We start from the raw sequence: 14,528 nt of genomic DNA, 5'->3' as shown, positions 1-14,528 counted from the left end.
CGCCGCCGTATGCCTATTGCCAGCACTTCATCGGGCGAGGACCCGCTGATCGCAGAGGTCTCTTGCCCCAATCAAACCCTGCCCATCAGCACCAGGATCAGCAGCACCACCAGCACAGCGCCGACTATTCCGGACGGCCCATAACCCCAGGAGCGCGAGTGTGGCCAGGCCGGGACGGCGCCGATCAGGATCAGGATCAAGACAATGATGAGGATGGTGCTGACGGTCATTAAGAGTCCCTCGCCTTGCTGGTCGGATACGGGGGGACAATGCAAAAGGCCGCCTGGTTGTTCCGGACGGCCTTTCGTCTGACTGGTCGAATGCAGCTATTCCGCGGCTTTCGGGAAGGCGATTGCCGGCTCATCGAGCGGACCCGGCTTCGGCCCCGTGGACGCATCCCTTTTCTTGTCGCGGCCGAACAGCCGGCGGAAGAAGGCATAGAAGCGGCTGTTCTTGCTGCGCGTGAAGATCATCAGCATCGACGGCGTCACCACAAGCGTCAGCAGGGTGGCGAACGACAGGCCGAAGACGATGGCCGAGGACAGCGAAATCCACCATTGCGTCGACGGTGCGTTGATCGTCGTCTCGTGATGGAAGATTTCGAGGCCGAGACCAAAGGCGATCGGCAGCACGCCGAGGATGGCCGATACCGCCGTCAGCACCACCGGGCGGGCACGTTCGCGGCAGGTCTGCAGCACCGCTTCCATCTTGTCCCAGCCCTCTTCGCGCAACCGGTCATAAGTGTCGATCAAGACGATGTTGTTGTTCACCACCACACCGGCCAGCGCGATGACGCCGATGCCCGACATGACGATGCCGAACGCTTCGCCTGTCAGCAGCAGCCCCAGGAACACACCGATCGTCGCCATGACCACGCAGGACAGCACCAGAAGCACGCTGGTGAACTTGTTGAACTGCATCAGCAGCACCAGGAAGATCAGGAAGATCGCCGCGCCGAAGGCCTTGCCGAGGAAGGCGCTGGCTTCGGCGCTGTCCTCGTTGGAGCCGGCGAGCTTCCAGCGTATGCCGTTGTCGAGCTTCATGTCGGTGACCGCCTTGGTCACCTCCGCCTGCACCGCCGCAACCTGGTTACCGGCGGCGACGTTGGCCTGGACGACCACGGTGCGGGCGCCGTCGATGCGGTTGAGGATGCCGACGGTCGGCTCCGGCTTGCGCACGACGAAGTTCGAGATCGGCACCGAGCCTTGCGCAGTCTGCACCCGGAGCTCGTCGAGCGTCGACAGCGTGCGCCGGTCTTCGGGCAGGCGCAGGCGGATATCGACGGCATCGTCGGCGCCGGCCGGCCGGTACTCGGACAGCTTCAACCCATTGGTCACCAATTGCACCACGGTGCCGACGGCGGTCGGGCTGATGCCGTACTGCGCCGCCTTGGCGCGGTCGACCTCGAGCGCCCAGTCCACGCCGGGCGGCGGCAGGCCGTCGGAAACGTCGATGACACCGGGCACCTTGGCAATGCGCGCCGCAACGGCACGGGCCTGGTCGTCGAGCCCTTTGGGATCGATGGCCGAAAGCCGGAGCTGGACCGCCTTGCCGGTGGGAGGACCGGCCTCCGGCACGCGCACCTCGACATCGACGCCGGGAATGCCGGCCATGACGGTGCGCAGCTCATCCAGGATATTGTTCGCCGATTTGCGCTCGCGCCAGTCGATGAACTCATACTGGATGACGCCGACGACGTCCTCCGGCACGTCCTGTCCGCCCCCTTGCGTCTTGCCGACGCGGGTGTAGACCGATTTGACGCCGGGCCAGCCGAGCAGCCGGTTTTCGGCGATCCTGGTCGCCGTATCCATTTCGGCCAGCGAAAGATTGCCGCGGGCATGCACATAGAGCAGGCCGTAGTCGGGCTCGACGCTGGGGAAGAACTCGACGCCGGCGCCGTATTTGGAATAGGCGAAGCCAACGCCGGTCAAAAGCACGGCGGTAAGCACCAGCACGGTGATGGGGAAGCGCACCGCCTGCTTGACCAGCGCCATGTACCAGCCGTCGCGATTGTGTTCCTCGTGATGCTCCGGCGCCTTGGCGAAGAGCGCGCCCAGCGTCGGCGCGAACACCAGCGCATAAAGCATCGAGGCCGACAGCGTGACGATCAGCGTGATCGGCATGTATTTCATGAAGTCGCCGATGATGCCGGGCCAGAACAGCAGCGGCGAAAACGCCGCGATGCGCGTCATCGTCGCGGCGATGACCGGACCGGCCATGCGCTTGGCGGCCAGCGTGAAGGCTTCCGCCTTCGGCATGCCTTCGCCCATGCGCCTTTCGGCGAATTCGGTGACGATGATGGCGTCGTCGACCAGCATGCCGACCGCCAGGATAAGGCTGAACAGCACGATCATGTTGATCGTGTAGCCCATCATCGCAAGCAGCAGGATGCCGATGAGGAAGGATGACGGAATGGCAAGCCCGATCAGCAGCGAGGCGCGTCCCGACAGTGCATAGAGGATGACGATGAACACCAGGATGACGGCGATCATCACGTGGTTCTGCAGATCGCCCAGAAGCTGGTTGACGAAGACCGACTTGTCCTGCGTGTAGGTGATGTTCATGCCTTCCGGCATGGTCTTGACATAGGCGTCGGACACTTCCCGCACCTTGGCCAGCGTGTCGATCAGATTGGCGCCGATGCGCTTCTTGACTTCGATGGCGATGGCCGGCTTACCGTTGAGGCGGGTGATGGTCTCGGCGTCGGCGAAGGTCGAACGCACCGTGGCGATGTCCTTCGCCTGCACGACGGCATTGGGGCCGGCGACCACCGGCAAGGACGCGACATCCTCGGGTGTCTCGATCAGCGACGGCACCTTGACCGCGTATTTGCCTTCCGAACCCTCGATGTTGCCGGCGGCGACCAGGCTGTTGGAAGCGCCGACCGCGCCGATCAACTGGTCGAGCTGCAGGCCGTAGGAGGACAGCTTCATCGGGTCGATGACGACTTCGACAAGATCGTCGCGCGCGCCTTGTATGGTGCCCTCAAGAACGCCCGGTACTTCCTCGATGCGGTCGCGCAGTTCGCGCGCCGCCGCCGTAAGCACACGCTCGGGCACATCGCCGGACAGCGTGACGACCAGGACGGGAAACTCGGAAATGTTGACCTCGGTAACAACCGGTTCTTCTGCCGCTTGGGGCAGGTCAGCCTTCGCGTCCTGAACCTTCGAGCGTGTATCTGTCACCGCGGTGTCGACTTTTATAGACGGCAGAAACTCAAGGAAGACAAAGGCGCCGCCCTGATAGGCGGATGATTTCATCTCCTTTAACCCCTTAAGGCTCTTAAGCTTTGCCTCCAGCGGCCTAAGCAGAAGTCTTTCAGCGTCTTCGGGCGCGATGCCTTGATAGGCGACATTTATATAAACATAAGGGGTAGGAACGTCGGGTTCCGCTTCCTTCGGCGTCGACTGATAGGCGACCCAGCCCGCCAGCAGCAGGAAGACCAGCACCGCAATGGTCAGCCGGGCATTGTTGATCGCGAGTTTGACGATATCCATGGCCTGTTCTCAAAATTTCAGGAGCCGCATTGCGGCCGGTTGCCCCCGTCCGGGGCCACCCGGCGCTACTGCGTTGTCGCTTCGCCCAACAGTTTCTGGATGGTCGCCTGGTCGGCCTCGACCGGCTTGACTACGTCGCCTTCCTTCACGAGTTCCTGGCCGGCGACGATGACGCGGGCATCGGCGGGAATGCCGCCAAGCACGAGGCCCTTCGGCGAGTCGTCAACGAGGTCGATCGGGAAGAATACCACCTTGTTGTCCTTGTCGACGGCGCGGATGCCGAGGTCTCCCTTGTCGCCCAGCGTCACCACGGAGCGCGGCAACATGACGGCGTCGGTCGGCTGCGCGCTGAGCGCAATCTCTGCCGTCATGCCGGCCGGCACCGAGCCGTCGGCATTGGGGACGGCGATCTCGACGCGGAAGGTTCGGGTGGCCGACGAGGCGTCGCGGCTGATGTAGCGCACGGTGCCTTCGACGGTCTGGCCGCTGACCAGCCGGACAGTGGCCTTGTCGCCAAGCTTGAGATAGCCGAGGTCGCGTTCGCTGACTTCGCCGCGCGCAATCACCGGATCGAGCTTGAGGATGGTTGCCACCTCGCCGCCCTGCATGATGGAACTGCCGAGCTCCACCGGCACCCGGTCGATGACGCCGTCGAAGGGCGCCTTGACCAGATTGCGCTCGAGTTCGGCCTGCGCCGTTTCCAGCTGCGACTGCGCAGCGGTCAGATTCGAACGCGCCGTGTCGAGCTGCAGCTTGGGCAGATTGCCGGTCTTCATGAGCCGCAGCGATGCGTCGAGTTCAGCCTGGCGCTGCACGACGAGCTGCTTGGCATTGTCGACCATCGAGATCTTTTCTTCCGCCGCAAGCATCAGCACCAGATCGCCGGTCTTGACGTGATCGCCCTGCTTGACCGGCAGCTTTTCGATGACGCCGGCGACGCGCGTCGCCAGCACGGCGCGCTTGTCGGCCTCGGTCAGCCCGGAAATGCGGATGGCGCGGGCATAGGTCTTGCGCGGCGGCGTCACCACAGCGACGGTGCGCAGCGGCGCCTTCGGTTCGGCCTCGGCCGCCTTGGCTGCATCCGGCGCCTTGGCCTGATCGCCCGGCTTGGCCTGATCGCCTGCCTTGCCAGCACCTTCGACAGCGGCGCTGCCGACGGACGAGAACGCGCCTGTTCCCATCCAGGCCGCGAAGCCGATGAGCACAACAATAGCGGCAAGCTTGTGAAACCTGATCTTCGGCATCATTTTTTTCCACTGCGGGGTTCGGCCAAGTCGTTATCCAACAGGGTGTCCGTCGTCTAACAGCTACCGTGTCTTCCAACTCGGGCGCGTCGCCGATATGGGTGCGCGCCAGGCCGTGTTCAATTTGCCGTGAACGGCGAAGCCGCGCTTCTACATCAAAGTTGCATCGCAATACAGTCGAAAAGTTGCAGGAACATTGTGACAGGCGATGTAGTGTGGCCAACGAAAACGGTTTTATCGGCGCCCCGTCAGGCGGCGGAACCACAGTCTCGGAACCATACGGATGTTGGAGGCGCTTTGTTTTCAAGGCGTTTTGAGCACTGACACCCCCCTGTGCCTTGACGCTAAAATGTGGGCGCGACCTGCGTAGCCACTCAGTGAATGGCAGCAGGCGTCAGTATGATTTTGTATACCGTCACACGCAACGGTTGTTCCGGGACGGAAAGTCATCGGCGCTACTCCGATTTGCCGAACACTTCGCTGATCGTCTTGATCGATCCGGGCGGACTCAGGCCCGCCGGCGTTCCGCCTCCGGCTTCTTGCGGGCGGCTAGAAATTCCTTCACCCGCCGTCCCGGTGCCGGCCCGCGCACCGGTTTGAAGCCGTCATCGAGTTCGCCGGAAAGATCGAGCGTCGGCCGCTTGCCGACGGCGTCGTAATTCTCCTCCAGCCAGTCGCTCGCCGCTATGCGGCCAAGGTCGCGAAAATAGGTCAAAAAAGCCCATTCGGCGTTGACCTTGGATGACGCCGACAGATCCTTGAACGCTTCGTCGGCATCGATGCGGTGCATGCGGATGTCGCGGTATTCGCCAGGCGGCAGCCCGGCCGGCGGCGATCAGCTCCTTGACGAAGGCGATCGAGCGGAATTCGTTCAGCAGCCCGGCATTGAAGGTGATCTCGTCGATGCGGTTCTGGATTTCGTTGGCGCTTTTCGGCGTGCCCTCGCGCACCACCGGATTGATCTGCACCAGCAGCACATCCTCCGTCGCCGCCGTCTTGAAGAACGGAAACAGCGCCGGATTGCCGCCATAGCCGCCATCCCAATAGGGCACGCCCTTGATCTCGACGGCGCGGAACAATTGCGGCAGGCAGGCCGAGGCCATCACCGTGTCGAGGTCGATCTCGCCGTCGGAAAAGACGCGCAGCTGGCCGGTCTCGACATTGGTCGCCGAAATGAACAGCTCCATCGACTTGCAGGCGTGAACATTTTTGAAATCGATCTCCTGCTCGACCACGTCGCGCAGCGGGTTCAAGCCCAGCGGATTGGCGACATAGGGCGAAAACACTCGGGACATGGTGTCGAAGAAGAAATAGCCGGGCGTGTTCTCGATCGACCAGTTGCCCCAGGCGACGTCCCACGGCATGCGCTGCACCGGGCTGAAGCGGCCCTTGGCCGCCACCGCGCGCCAGAAGTCGTCGAGCTTTTGCCGTGCACCCTCGACGCCGCCGCGCACAAAACCATCGGCCAGCGCCACCGCATTCATCGCGCCGGCGCTGGTGCCGGACACGGCTGAAATGTCGAGCCTGCCATCCTCCAGCAGCCGGTCGAGTACACCCCAGGAGAAAGCCCCGTGCGAGCCGCCGCCCTGCAGCGCGATGTTGATCTTCTTCGTTTCCTCCGCCTTGCCGTTTTTGGTCATGGCGTTCCTGTTCGGTTTGGTCGCTGCTGCCTCATTCCGCCCGGAAATCGGGCGGGTTCGACGGCAGCGGACTTATATTGCAGTGCAGCATATAAGGGATGACCAAGGCAAGAACACGAACACGGTCGCGTGATCACATGAAATTTCGGTCATGAAGAAAGCCCCGCTTTGAAGGGGCTGCTCCACCGAAACAGGCGGGCCTCAGGCCACGAGGTCCGGCACCGGCCCGACATAGCGCGACTGTGGACGGATCAGCCGCCCCGTCGTCTGCTGTTCGCGCGCATGCGCGATCCAGCCGGCGACACGTCCGGCGGCAAAGACATTGCTGAACGCCTGTGGCGGAAAGCCAGCCGCCTCAAGCACAAGCGCTGTGTAAAACTCGACATTGGTCTGCAGCGAGCGCTGCGGCTTGGCGATCCGCAGCACTTCGAGCGCCGTGTGCTCGACCTGTTCGGCGAAGGCCAGGCGGCGGCCGGCTTCACCCTCGCTGCCGAGCTGCCGCACGACGGCTTTCAGTACATCGGCGCGCGGATCGCGCACGCGGTAGATACGATGGCCGAAACCCATGATGCGCTCGCCATGCGCGACCTTCTCGCGCAGCCAACCGGCCGCGTCGCCATGCGCCTGGATTGCATCGAGCATCTCGATCACCGGGCCGGGCGCGCCGCCGTGCAGCGGCCCCTTGAGCGCGCCGAGCCCGGCCAGCACCGACGATGTCAGCCCTGCCAGCGTCGATGCGACGACGCGGGTGGCAAAGGTCGAGGCGTTGAGGCCGTGATCGCACACGGTCACCAGATAGGTGTCGAGTGCCCTTGCCANCCCTTGCCAGCGCCGGCGACGGGACGGATCCCTCGAGCATCCTCAGCATGTCGGCGGCATGATCGGCCTTGGCGTCAGGTGCGGTCGGCTGCTCGCCGCGCGCCAGCCGCAGCAGAGCCGGCGTCAGCACGGCGGGCGCCGCGATCAGCCGCAAGGCGTCCGTCAGCGTCTCGCCATCCGGCAGCAGCGCCATGCCGGCGCGCATGGCGCTATAGATCTCAAGCGGTGCGAGCAGCGGCAGCGAGGGCGCAAGCCGCTCGAACACCTCGACGCGAGCCTTGCCCAGCCTCGCTGCCAGTTCGGCATCGCCGGGAAGGCCGTCGAAGAAGCCGTCGAGCAACAGGCGAACCACTTGCGCATAGCGCCAGCGTCCCGCCAATTCCGGCAGCGAATGACCGCGGATCGTCAGGCGGCCGCCAAGGCCATCGACATCGGAGAGCACGGTCTCCGCCGCCACCACATCATCGAGCCCGTTCGCCATATCTCATCTCCTTGCAGCTTTTCTGCATGGGAGATAAGGGTTAGGCTGCGCCTCGATCAATCTTGACCAATATAATCAATGTATGGGCTGAAAATGTCCGAATGGCTGTCGCGGGAAGAGGCGCTGGAAAGGCTCAAGGTCCGGCCGCAGACGCTCTACGCCTATGTCAGCCGTGGCCGCATCGGCATGCGGCCGGATGAGAGCGACCCGCGCCGCAGCCAGTACCGCGCCGACGACATCGCCGCACTGGCGACCCGCCGGGCGCGCGGCCGCAGTCCGTCGGCCATCGCCGAAAGTGCGATTGCCTGGGGCGAACCCTCGATTATCACCGCGATTTCGACTGTGCTGCACGGTCGACTGATCTATCGAGGGCAAGACGCCGTTGCGCTCTCCAAAGCGGCGACGCTGGAGGAAACCGCTGCTGTGCTCTGGGCCTCGCCTGAACCGGTGGCTTTCAAAGCTCCGTCATCTGAAGCGCCTCATCCAGTCGGCCGCGCCTCGGCCTTTGCGCAGCTTGCCATGCTTGCAGGCCACGGGCGGCCTTCGCTAGGACGCAGCGCCGCCTCGCTGTGCACCGAGGCCGCGCGCACAGTCGGAGCGCTGGCGCAGTCGCTGGGCGCCGAAACCGGCACAGCGCCCGTCCATAAGCGCCTGGCGCAGGGCTGGTCGGTGGATGATGCCGGCGCGGAAGCGATCCGCTGCGCCCTCGTCCTGCTCGCCGATCATGAACTCAACGCATCGACCTTCGCCGCCCGCGNCCGCCCGCGTCGCAGCGTCCACAGGCGCCTCGCCTGCCGCATGCCTGCTGGCCGGCCTGGCAACGCTGTCCGGTCCGCGCCACGGTGGCGCCGGCGAAGCGGTGATGCAACTGGCTGAAGATGCAGCAGCCCACGGCGCGGATGCGGCGATCCGGCGCTGGCTCGGCCATGATCGGCCCTTGCCGGCGTTCGGCCATCCGCTCTATCCCGACGGCGATCCCCGTGCCACCGCACTTCTGGAAGTCATCCCTGTCGACGAGACGCTGCAACAGCTGCAAAAAGGCGCCATGGCGGCGGCCGGTGCCCAGCCCAACATCGACTTCGCCCTGGCCGCACTAACGCGCGGCCTTGGCTTGCCGCGCGATGCACCGTTCAGTTTGTTCGCGCTTGGACGCAGCGTCGGCTGGGCCGCGCATATGGTCGAACAGATTGCGAGCGGCAGCATCATCAGGCCGCGTGGCCGCTATGAGGGACGCGTGACTTAAGCCGACCTGGCCGTGTTCTCGAACCGCGCACGGTACGCGACGGGCGTCGTGGCGAACTGCTGACGAAAATGATGCCGCAGCGTGCCTGCCGCGCCAAAGCCGGCGGTCTCGGCAATCCGTTCGATCGGCATGGCGGTGTCTTCCAGTAGCGTGCGCGCCCGCGAAAGCCGTTCCGACAGCAGCCAGCGCGCCGGCGTGACGCCGGTCGCGGCCGCGAACCGGCGCAGGAATGTCCGCTCGCTCATCCCGGCAAGCTCGGCCAAGATGGCGACGGGATAGTCGGCAGAAATATCGGCGCGCATCCTGTCGATCAACGGTCCAAGCCGGCTGCGCTCATGTGGCTCGGGAACGGAACTCTCGACATACTGCGCCTGGCCGCCGTCGCGATGTGGCGGCACGACCAGACGGCGCGCCACCATGTTTGCAGCCTTGGTGCCGAAGTCGCGCCGAACCAGATGCAGGCAGAGGTCGATGCCTGCGGCACTGCCTGCCGATGTCAGCACATTGCCCTCATCGATGTACAAAACGTCCGGAATCACGGTGATGTCGGGGTACATCTCCGTCAGCTTCTCGCTGTAGCGCCAGTGCGTCGTCGCTCTTTTGCCCGCAAGCAGGCCGGCCGCCGCAAGCACGAACACGCCCGAACAGATCGAAAGAATGCGAGCGCCGCGCTCGCTCGCCTTCCGCAGCGCCTCGATCAGCGCCGGCGGCACCGGAGCCTCCGTTCCGCGCCATCCCGGTACGATCACCGTGCCGGCCTGGCCGATCAGATCGATCCCGCCGTCGGCAACAATACGCACGCCGCCCAGCGCGCGCATTTCACCGCCATCGATCCCGGCAACGGCAAAACGGTACCAATCCTCACCCATTTCCGGCCGGGGCAAGGCGAAGATCTCAACCGCCACGCCAAACTCGAACGTGCACAGCCCGTCATAGGCAACGGCAACGACAAGAGGGTTGGCAGGGCGCGGATTCGCAGAGGATGGCATGATCTTAACGATATATGGCAAAGCTGCCAGCTGCAATCGCCCTGCTTCCTGTCTTATCTCTCCGTCGCATCAGCAATGGAGATACGAGGATGAGCCACGTGACAGACATTCCGGCGGCATCGCCGGATATCGCCCGCGACCATTTTCTGCGCCGGCTTTCCGTCGAGACCGACTGTTCCGACGTCGCCGCCGCACTGCGTGCCGGAGAGCCGGACTTTGTTCTCCTGCATGTGGTCGGTTCGCCGGAAGCCTATGGACGCCGCCATGTGCCGGGCGCGCTGCATCTGCCCCACCGCGAAATATCGGCCGGGCGGATGGTGCAATGGCCCGAAAGGACGCTGTTCGTCGTCTATTGCGCGGGACCGCATTGCAATGGCGCGGATCAGGCGGCCTTCAAGCTGGCCAGCCTCGGTCGTCCCGTGAAGATCATGATCGGCGGCATAACCGGTTGGCAGGACGAGGACCTTCCTTTCGCTTCAGGCAAGGAGCCCGGTGTCTTGCACGCGTGAGGCCACGCGATATGGTCGGCCTTGAAGACTGAGCAAGCATGCAGAAGGCGATGGTTAGAATTCGTCCATTCGAGCGCCAGGATGTCGGTGCGGTGCTCGCCCTCATGCGGGCGCTAGCTGTCTTCGAGGGTTATGACGACAAGCTTCGCGTCACCGAAGCGAACCTCATCGAGCACGGGCTGGGGCCATCGCCCCGGTTCGGCGTGTTGGTGGCGGAGCGAGAGGGCGTGATCGTCGGCATCGCCGTCCACTACCTCATCCCCTGGACCTACGACCTGAAGCCGGTTGTCTGGCTGAAGGAACTCTACGTCACTGAAGCGACGCGCGGCATGGGGGTCGGCCATGCGCTTGTTGAACAGCTTCGCCAACACGCTTTGAGCATTGGCGCCTCCGCCATCAAATGGACGGTGCTGAAATCCAACTCGCCGGCCAAAGCCTTCTACCGCTCGCTCGACGGCCAGCCCGACGATATCTGGGAACCGTGGCAGCTGAAAATCGACCCGTAACGGCCGCCTCGACCAACTGAGGGCGGTCGACCATGCGGCGGTCGCTTACGACATGGTGTCGAGCTTGCGCTGCATGGCGGCGATCTGTTGCTTCAGTTCCTGAAGGTCGTCGCCGCTCTTTTCCGGGACGTCCTTGCGGGCCGGCTCGGGTGCAGCCGCGGCCGCAGCATTTGTGGCGGCGGTCGGGAAGGGCGTGAACAGGCGCATCGCGTTCTGGAACATTTCCATGTTGCGGCGTGTCTGCTCTTCCAGCGCCTTGATCGGCGTGGCGATCTTCATCACATCCAGCGGCGACTTGCCGATCGCGCCCTTCATCTGCTCGCGGAACCGCTCCTGTTCCTTGGAGAAGGCCATCATCGACTGTTCGAGGAAGCTCGGCACGATCTGCTGCATCTGGTCGCCATAGAAAGCGATCAACTGGCGCAGGAACGGGATCGGCAGCATGTTCTGCCCATCCTTGTTCTCCAGTTCGAAGATGATCTGCGTCAGCACCGGATGGGTAATGTCGTCACCGGTCTTGGCGTCCTGGACGGTGAACTCCTCGCCCTTCTTGACCATCTCGGCCAGATCCTCGAGCGTGACATAGGTGCTGGTGCCGGTGTTGTAGAGCCGGCGATTGGCATATTTCTTGATAATGATAGGGTCGTCTTTCGCGGCCATCAGCATCCTCCCGGGACACCGGCGCGCCTGAGTAAGCCGCCGGTAACGATTGCGCCATTTTTAAGGATATGCGCAAAAGCTCTATAATTCCAAGCGCTTTGTGCAGTGCGGCATCATTTATTGCTGCATGGCCGGCCAATTATGCTGCGCAGCAAAGGTTGGGCGATCCCGCCGGCCGCTCACGCCCTGCTTGCGGCGCTTGGCCGGCATGCCCATTTCCGGTTTGACTTGGGGTGTGGAACGGGCAAGAAAAGTCCCAACAAGCCCCCAAGAACACGACACCTCGAAGTCTGGAGAGAAAAATGTCCGCTTCCAATTCAATCGTCGTTGCCAGCGCCGCACGCACGGCTGTCGGCTCTTTCAACGGCGCCTTCGCCGCCACCCCGGCGCATGAACTTGGCGCCGTCGTCATCAGGGAGCTTTTGGCGCGCGCCGGCGTCGAGCCGGGTGAAGTCGACGAGGTCATTCTCGGCCAGGTGCTGACAGCCGCGCAGGGCCAGAACCCCGCCCGCCAGGCGTCGATCAATGCCGGCCTGCCCAAGGAGACCACCGCCTGGGGGCTCAACCAGGTTTGCGGCTCTGGCCTGCGCGCCATCGCGCTCGGCATGCAGCAGATCGCCGCCGGCGACGCCACTGTGATCATCGCCGGCGGCCAGGAATCGATGTCGCTGTCGCCGCACGCCGAGCACCTGCGCGCCGGCGTCAAGATGGGCGACTACAAGATGATCGACACCATGATCAAGGACGGGTTGTGGGACGCCTTCAACGGCTACCACATGGGCAACACCGCCGAGAACGTCGCCCGCCAGTTCCAGATCACCCGCGACGACCAGGACCAGTTTGCGCTGGCCTCGCAAAACAAGGCCGAGGCCGCGCAGAAGGCCGGCAAGTTCAAGGACGAGATCGTCGCCTTCACGATCAAGGGCAGGAAAGGCGACACTGTCGTCGACCAGGACGAGTACATCCGCCACGGCGCCACCATCGACGCCATGTCCAAGCTGAAGCCGGCTTTCGACAAGGACGGCACCGTGACCGCCGCCAACGCGTCGGGCATCAATGACGGCGCCGCCGGCGCGCTGCTGATGAGCGAGGCTGAAGCCACAAGGCGCGGCATCACCCCGCTGGTGCGCATCGCATCCTGGGCGACGGCCGGCGTCGATCCGGCGATCATGGGCACCGGACCTATTCCCGCCTCGAAGCGGGCGCTCGAGAAGGCCGGCTGGTCGGTCAAGGACCTCGACCTTGTCGAGGCCAATGAAGCCTTCGCCGCGCAGGCCTGCGCCGTCAACAAGGGCATGGGCTGGGATACGTCGATCGTCAACGTCAATGGCGGCGCCATCGCCATCGGCCATCCGATCGGCGCGTCGGGCGCCCGCGTCTTCAACACGCTGGTTTTCGAGATGCGCCGCCGCGGCGCCAAGAAGGGCCTCGCCACGCTCTGCATCGGCGGCGGCATGGGCGTGGCTCTGTGCGTGGAAGCGCTGTGAAAGAGAAGTGAGTAGTGAATAGGGAGTAGTGAATGGGGAAGAAGGAGCAGCGCGGCGGGATATCGATCCCTACTCGCTATTCCCTACTCCCTATTCCCTTCTTCCGACCAAAGGGAGGAAGAACTTTCAATGACCAAAGTAGCGCTCGTCACCGGTGGATCGCGCGGCATCGGCGCCGCCATATCGATCGGCCTGAAGAATGCCGGTTACACCGTTGCAGCCAACTATGCCGGCAATGACGAGGCAGCGGGGAAGTTCAGCGCACAAACCGGCATCAAGGCCTACAAATGGTCGGTCGCCGACTACGACGCCTGTGCCGCCGGAATCAAACAGGTCGAGGCCGATCTCGGCCCGGTCTCGGTGCTGGTCAACAATGCCGGCATTACCCGCGACGCCATGTTCCACAAGCTGACGCGCGAGCAGTGGAAGGAAGTCATCGACACCAATCTGTCTGGGGTCTTCAACATGACGCATCCGCTGTGGGGCGGCATGCGCGACCGCAAATTCGGCCGCGTCATCACCATTTCCTCCATCAACGGCCAGAAAGGCCAGGCCGGCCAGGTCAACTATTCCGCCGCAAAGGCCGGCGACATCGGCTTCTCGAAGGCGCTGGCGCAGGAGGGCGCGCGCGCGGGCATCACAGTCAATGTCATCTGCCCCGGCTACATCGCCACCGAGATGGTCAAGGCGATCGACGAGAAGGTGCTGAATGAACGCATCATTCCGCAGATCCCGGTCGGCCGCCTCGGCGAACCGGAAGAGATCGCGCGTTGCGTCGTCTTCCTCGCCTCTGAGGACGCCGGTTTCATCACCGGCTCGACCATCACAGCCAATGGCGGCCAGTATTTCGCCTGAACGACAGCATTTCGCCCGGTAGGACGGGCCGGCTTATGGCCCGTTTTTTCATCGCCGGCCGGCGATGTTCCGGGCTGCGCGCTAGACATTGACCCGTTCCGGCACGCAAAGATTAACGATTTCCAGGCGCCCTGTGCAAAACCCGGTTCGCAAGCTGTGAATTCTCGGTGGACAAGCTGTGGATAACACAACATGTTGGGGTGAACAAACCAGGAAAATCCCGCCATCGCTGATTGATCGCCGATTCGTTCCGGCTTTGAGCGCAACGTTAACGACCAACGCCGAAAATCACCGGCAAATGGTTAAGGCCGATTAAGAAAATTCAACAATTTCATAATGTTGGCCGAGGCGTATCGGATCACGACGATGCCCCGCCGGCAAAGGTTAACGCCAATGGTCGCCTTGCAGGAATCGGGCCAGTTTCCGCGATTCAGCATATGGTGAGACTCAGCCTCGCAAAATCCACATGTAGCCGTGAACAAAAGCTGAATCTGCCGGAGTCACTGATTCGTCGCCGATTCGTTCCAGACTCGTTCCAACTGTTAATTGAGACCTCAAAGACGAACCGTGGGATTGCCGGCCGGAACATTCCGCTTTC

9 protein-coding genes and 3 pseudogenes are annotated in these 14,528 nt (G+C 63.5%); 5 read left to right on the top strand and 7 right to left on the bottom strand.

Annotation, left to right across the window (positions count from 1 at the left end; all coding sequences use genetic code 11):
- Nucleotides 1–71: 71 nt before the first annotated feature.
- The 5 genes and pseudogenes from X751_RS1000000166020 to X751_RS01000000164105 form a co-directional block, all read right to left on the bottom strand.
- Nucleotides 72–230 (bottom strand): DUF3309 family protein, encoded by a 159-nt coding sequence (locus X751_RS1000000166020; protein ID WP_023707271.1) that lies wholly within the window; start codon nucleotides 228–230, stop codon nucleotides 72–74.
- Nucleotides 231–326: 96 nt separating this feature from the next.
- Entirely contained in the window at nucleotides 327–3,497 is a 3,171-nt protein-coding gene (locus X751_RS141040) for an efflux RND transporter permease subunit (RefSeq protein ID WP_023745740.1), read from the bottom strand.
- A gap of 65 nt (nucleotides 3,498–3,562) precedes the next feature.
- Entirely contained in the window at nucleotides 3,563–4,741 is a 1,179-nt protein-coding gene (locus X751_RS141045; RefSeq protein ID WP_023715055.1) for an efflux RND transporter periplasmic adaptor subunit, read from the bottom strand.
- A 508-nt stretch (nucleotides 4,742–5,249) separates the two neighbouring features.
- A pseudogene (locus X751_RS01000000164110) lies at nucleotides 5,250–6,381 on the bottom strand (patatin-like phospholipase family protein).
- 201 nt (nucleotides 6,382–6,582) lie between these two features.
- Nucleotides 6,583–7,681, bottom strand: a pseudogene (locus X751_RS01000000164105) (citrate synthase/methylcitrate synthase).
- Between the two features lie 93 nt (nucleotides 7,682–7,774).
- Between X751_RS01000000164105 and X751_RS01000000164100 the strand changes: the two are divergent.
- Nucleotides 7,775–8,924, top strand: a pseudogene (locus X751_RS01000000164100) (citrate synthase).
- Here X751_RS01000000164100 and ftrA read toward each other — a convergent pair.
- The gene (ftrA, locus tag X751_RS141050) at nucleotides 8,921–9,913 is read right to left on the bottom strand and encodes a transcriptional regulator FtrA (protein ID WP_023745739.1); all 993 of its coding nucleotides are present in this window, start codon (nucleotides 9,911–9,913) and stop codon (nucleotides 8,921–8,923) included. The pseudogene X751_RS01000000164100 and the gene ftrA overlap by 4 nt on opposite strands.
- A gap of 89 nt (nucleotides 9,914–10,002) precedes the next feature.
- Here ftrA and X751_RS141055 point away from each other — a divergent pair, with 89 nt between their 5' ends.
- Both X751_RS141055 and X751_RS141060 read left to right on the top strand, forming a co-directional pair.
- Nucleotides 10,003–10,422, top strand: coding sequence for a rhodanese-like domain-containing protein (locus X751_RS141055; RefSeq protein ID WP_023702797.1), 420 nt, complete (start codon nucleotides 10,003–10,005; stop codon nucleotides 10,420–10,422).
- A gap of 50 nt (nucleotides 10,423–10,472) precedes the next feature.
- Nucleotides 10,473–10,928, top strand: coding sequence for a GNAT family N-acetyltransferase (locus tag X751_RS141060; protein WP_031194243.1), 456 nt, complete (start codon nucleotides 10,473–10,475; stop codon nucleotides 10,926–10,928).
- A gap of 45 nt (nucleotides 10,929–10,973) precedes the next feature.
- Here the strand turns inward: X751_RS141060 and phaR are convergent, their stop codons facing one another.
- A complete protein-coding gene (gene phaR, locus X751_RS141065) occupies nucleotides 10,974–11,588 on the bottom strand; it encodes a polyhydroxyalkanoate synthesis repressor PhaR (protein ID WP_023685813.1) in 615 nt (204 codons plus the stop codon).
- A gap of 302 nt (nucleotides 11,589–11,890) precedes the next feature.
- Between phaR and X751_RS141070 the strand changes: the two genes are divergently transcribed.
- Both X751_RS141070 and phbB read left to right on the top strand, forming a co-directional pair.
- On the top strand, nucleotides 11,891–13,075 hold the full coding sequence (locus X751_RS141070) for an acetyl-CoA C-acetyltransferase (RefSeq protein WP_023673832.1): 1,185 nt from the start codon (nucleotides 11,891–11,893) through the stop codon (nucleotides 13,073–13,075).
- A gap of 129 nt (nucleotides 13,076–13,204) precedes the next feature.
- Entirely contained in the window at nucleotides 13,205–13,930 is a 726-nt protein-coding gene (gene phbB / locus X751_RS141075; protein WP_023698448.1) for an acetoacetyl-CoA reductase, read from the top strand.
- The last annotated feature ends 598 nt before the right edge of the window (nucleotides 13,931–14,528 follow it).

Source organism: Mesorhizobium sp. LNJC394B00 (assembly GCF_000502555.1).
GTDB lineage: Bacteria > Pseudomonadota > Alphaproteobacteria > Rhizobiales > Rhizobiaceae > Mesorhizobium.
Note: the sequence above shows the minus strand (reverse complement) of the source record. Positions and strands in the feature narration are given on the sequence as shown.

What these genes read in the sequence shown, in the direction of transcription:
- X751_RS1000000166020 (WP_023707271.1), bottom strand. Translation starts at nt 230, where the DNA reads ATGACCGTCAGCACCATCCTCATCATTGTCTTGATCCTGATCCTGATC.
- X751_RS141040 (WP_023745740.1), bottom strand. Translation starts at nt 3,497, where the DNA reads ATGGATATCGTCAAACTCGCGATCAACAATGCCCGGCTGACCATTGCG.
- X751_RS141045 (WP_023715055.1), bottom strand. Translation starts at nt 4,741, where the DNA reads ATGCCGAAGATCAGGTTTCACAAGCTTGCCGCTATTGTTGTGCTCATC.
- ftrA (WP_023745739.1), bottom strand. Translation starts at nt 9,913, where the DNA reads ATGCCATCCTCTGCGAATCCGCGCCCTGCCAACCCTCTTGTCGTTGCC.
- X751_RS141055 (WP_023702797.1), top strand. Translation starts at nt 10,003, where the DNA reads ATGAGCCACGTGACAGACATTCCGGCGGCATCGCCGGATATCGCCCGC.
- X751_RS141060 (WP_031194243.1), top strand. Translation starts at nt 10,473, where the DNA reads ATGGTTAGAATTCGTCCATTCGAGCGCCAGGATGTCGGTGCGGTGCTC.
- phaR (WP_023685813.1), bottom strand. Translation starts at nt 11,588, where the DNA reads ATGGCCGCGAAAGACGACCCTATCATTATCAAGAAATATGCCAATCGC.
- X751_RS141070 (WP_023673832.1), top strand. Translation starts at nt 11,891, where the DNA reads ATGTCCGCTTCCAATTCAATCGTCGTTGCCAGCGCCGCACGCACGGCT.
- phbB (WP_023698448.1), top strand. Translation starts at nt 13,205, where the DNA reads ATGACCAAAGTAGCGCTCGTCACCGGTGGATCGCGCGGCATCGGCGCC.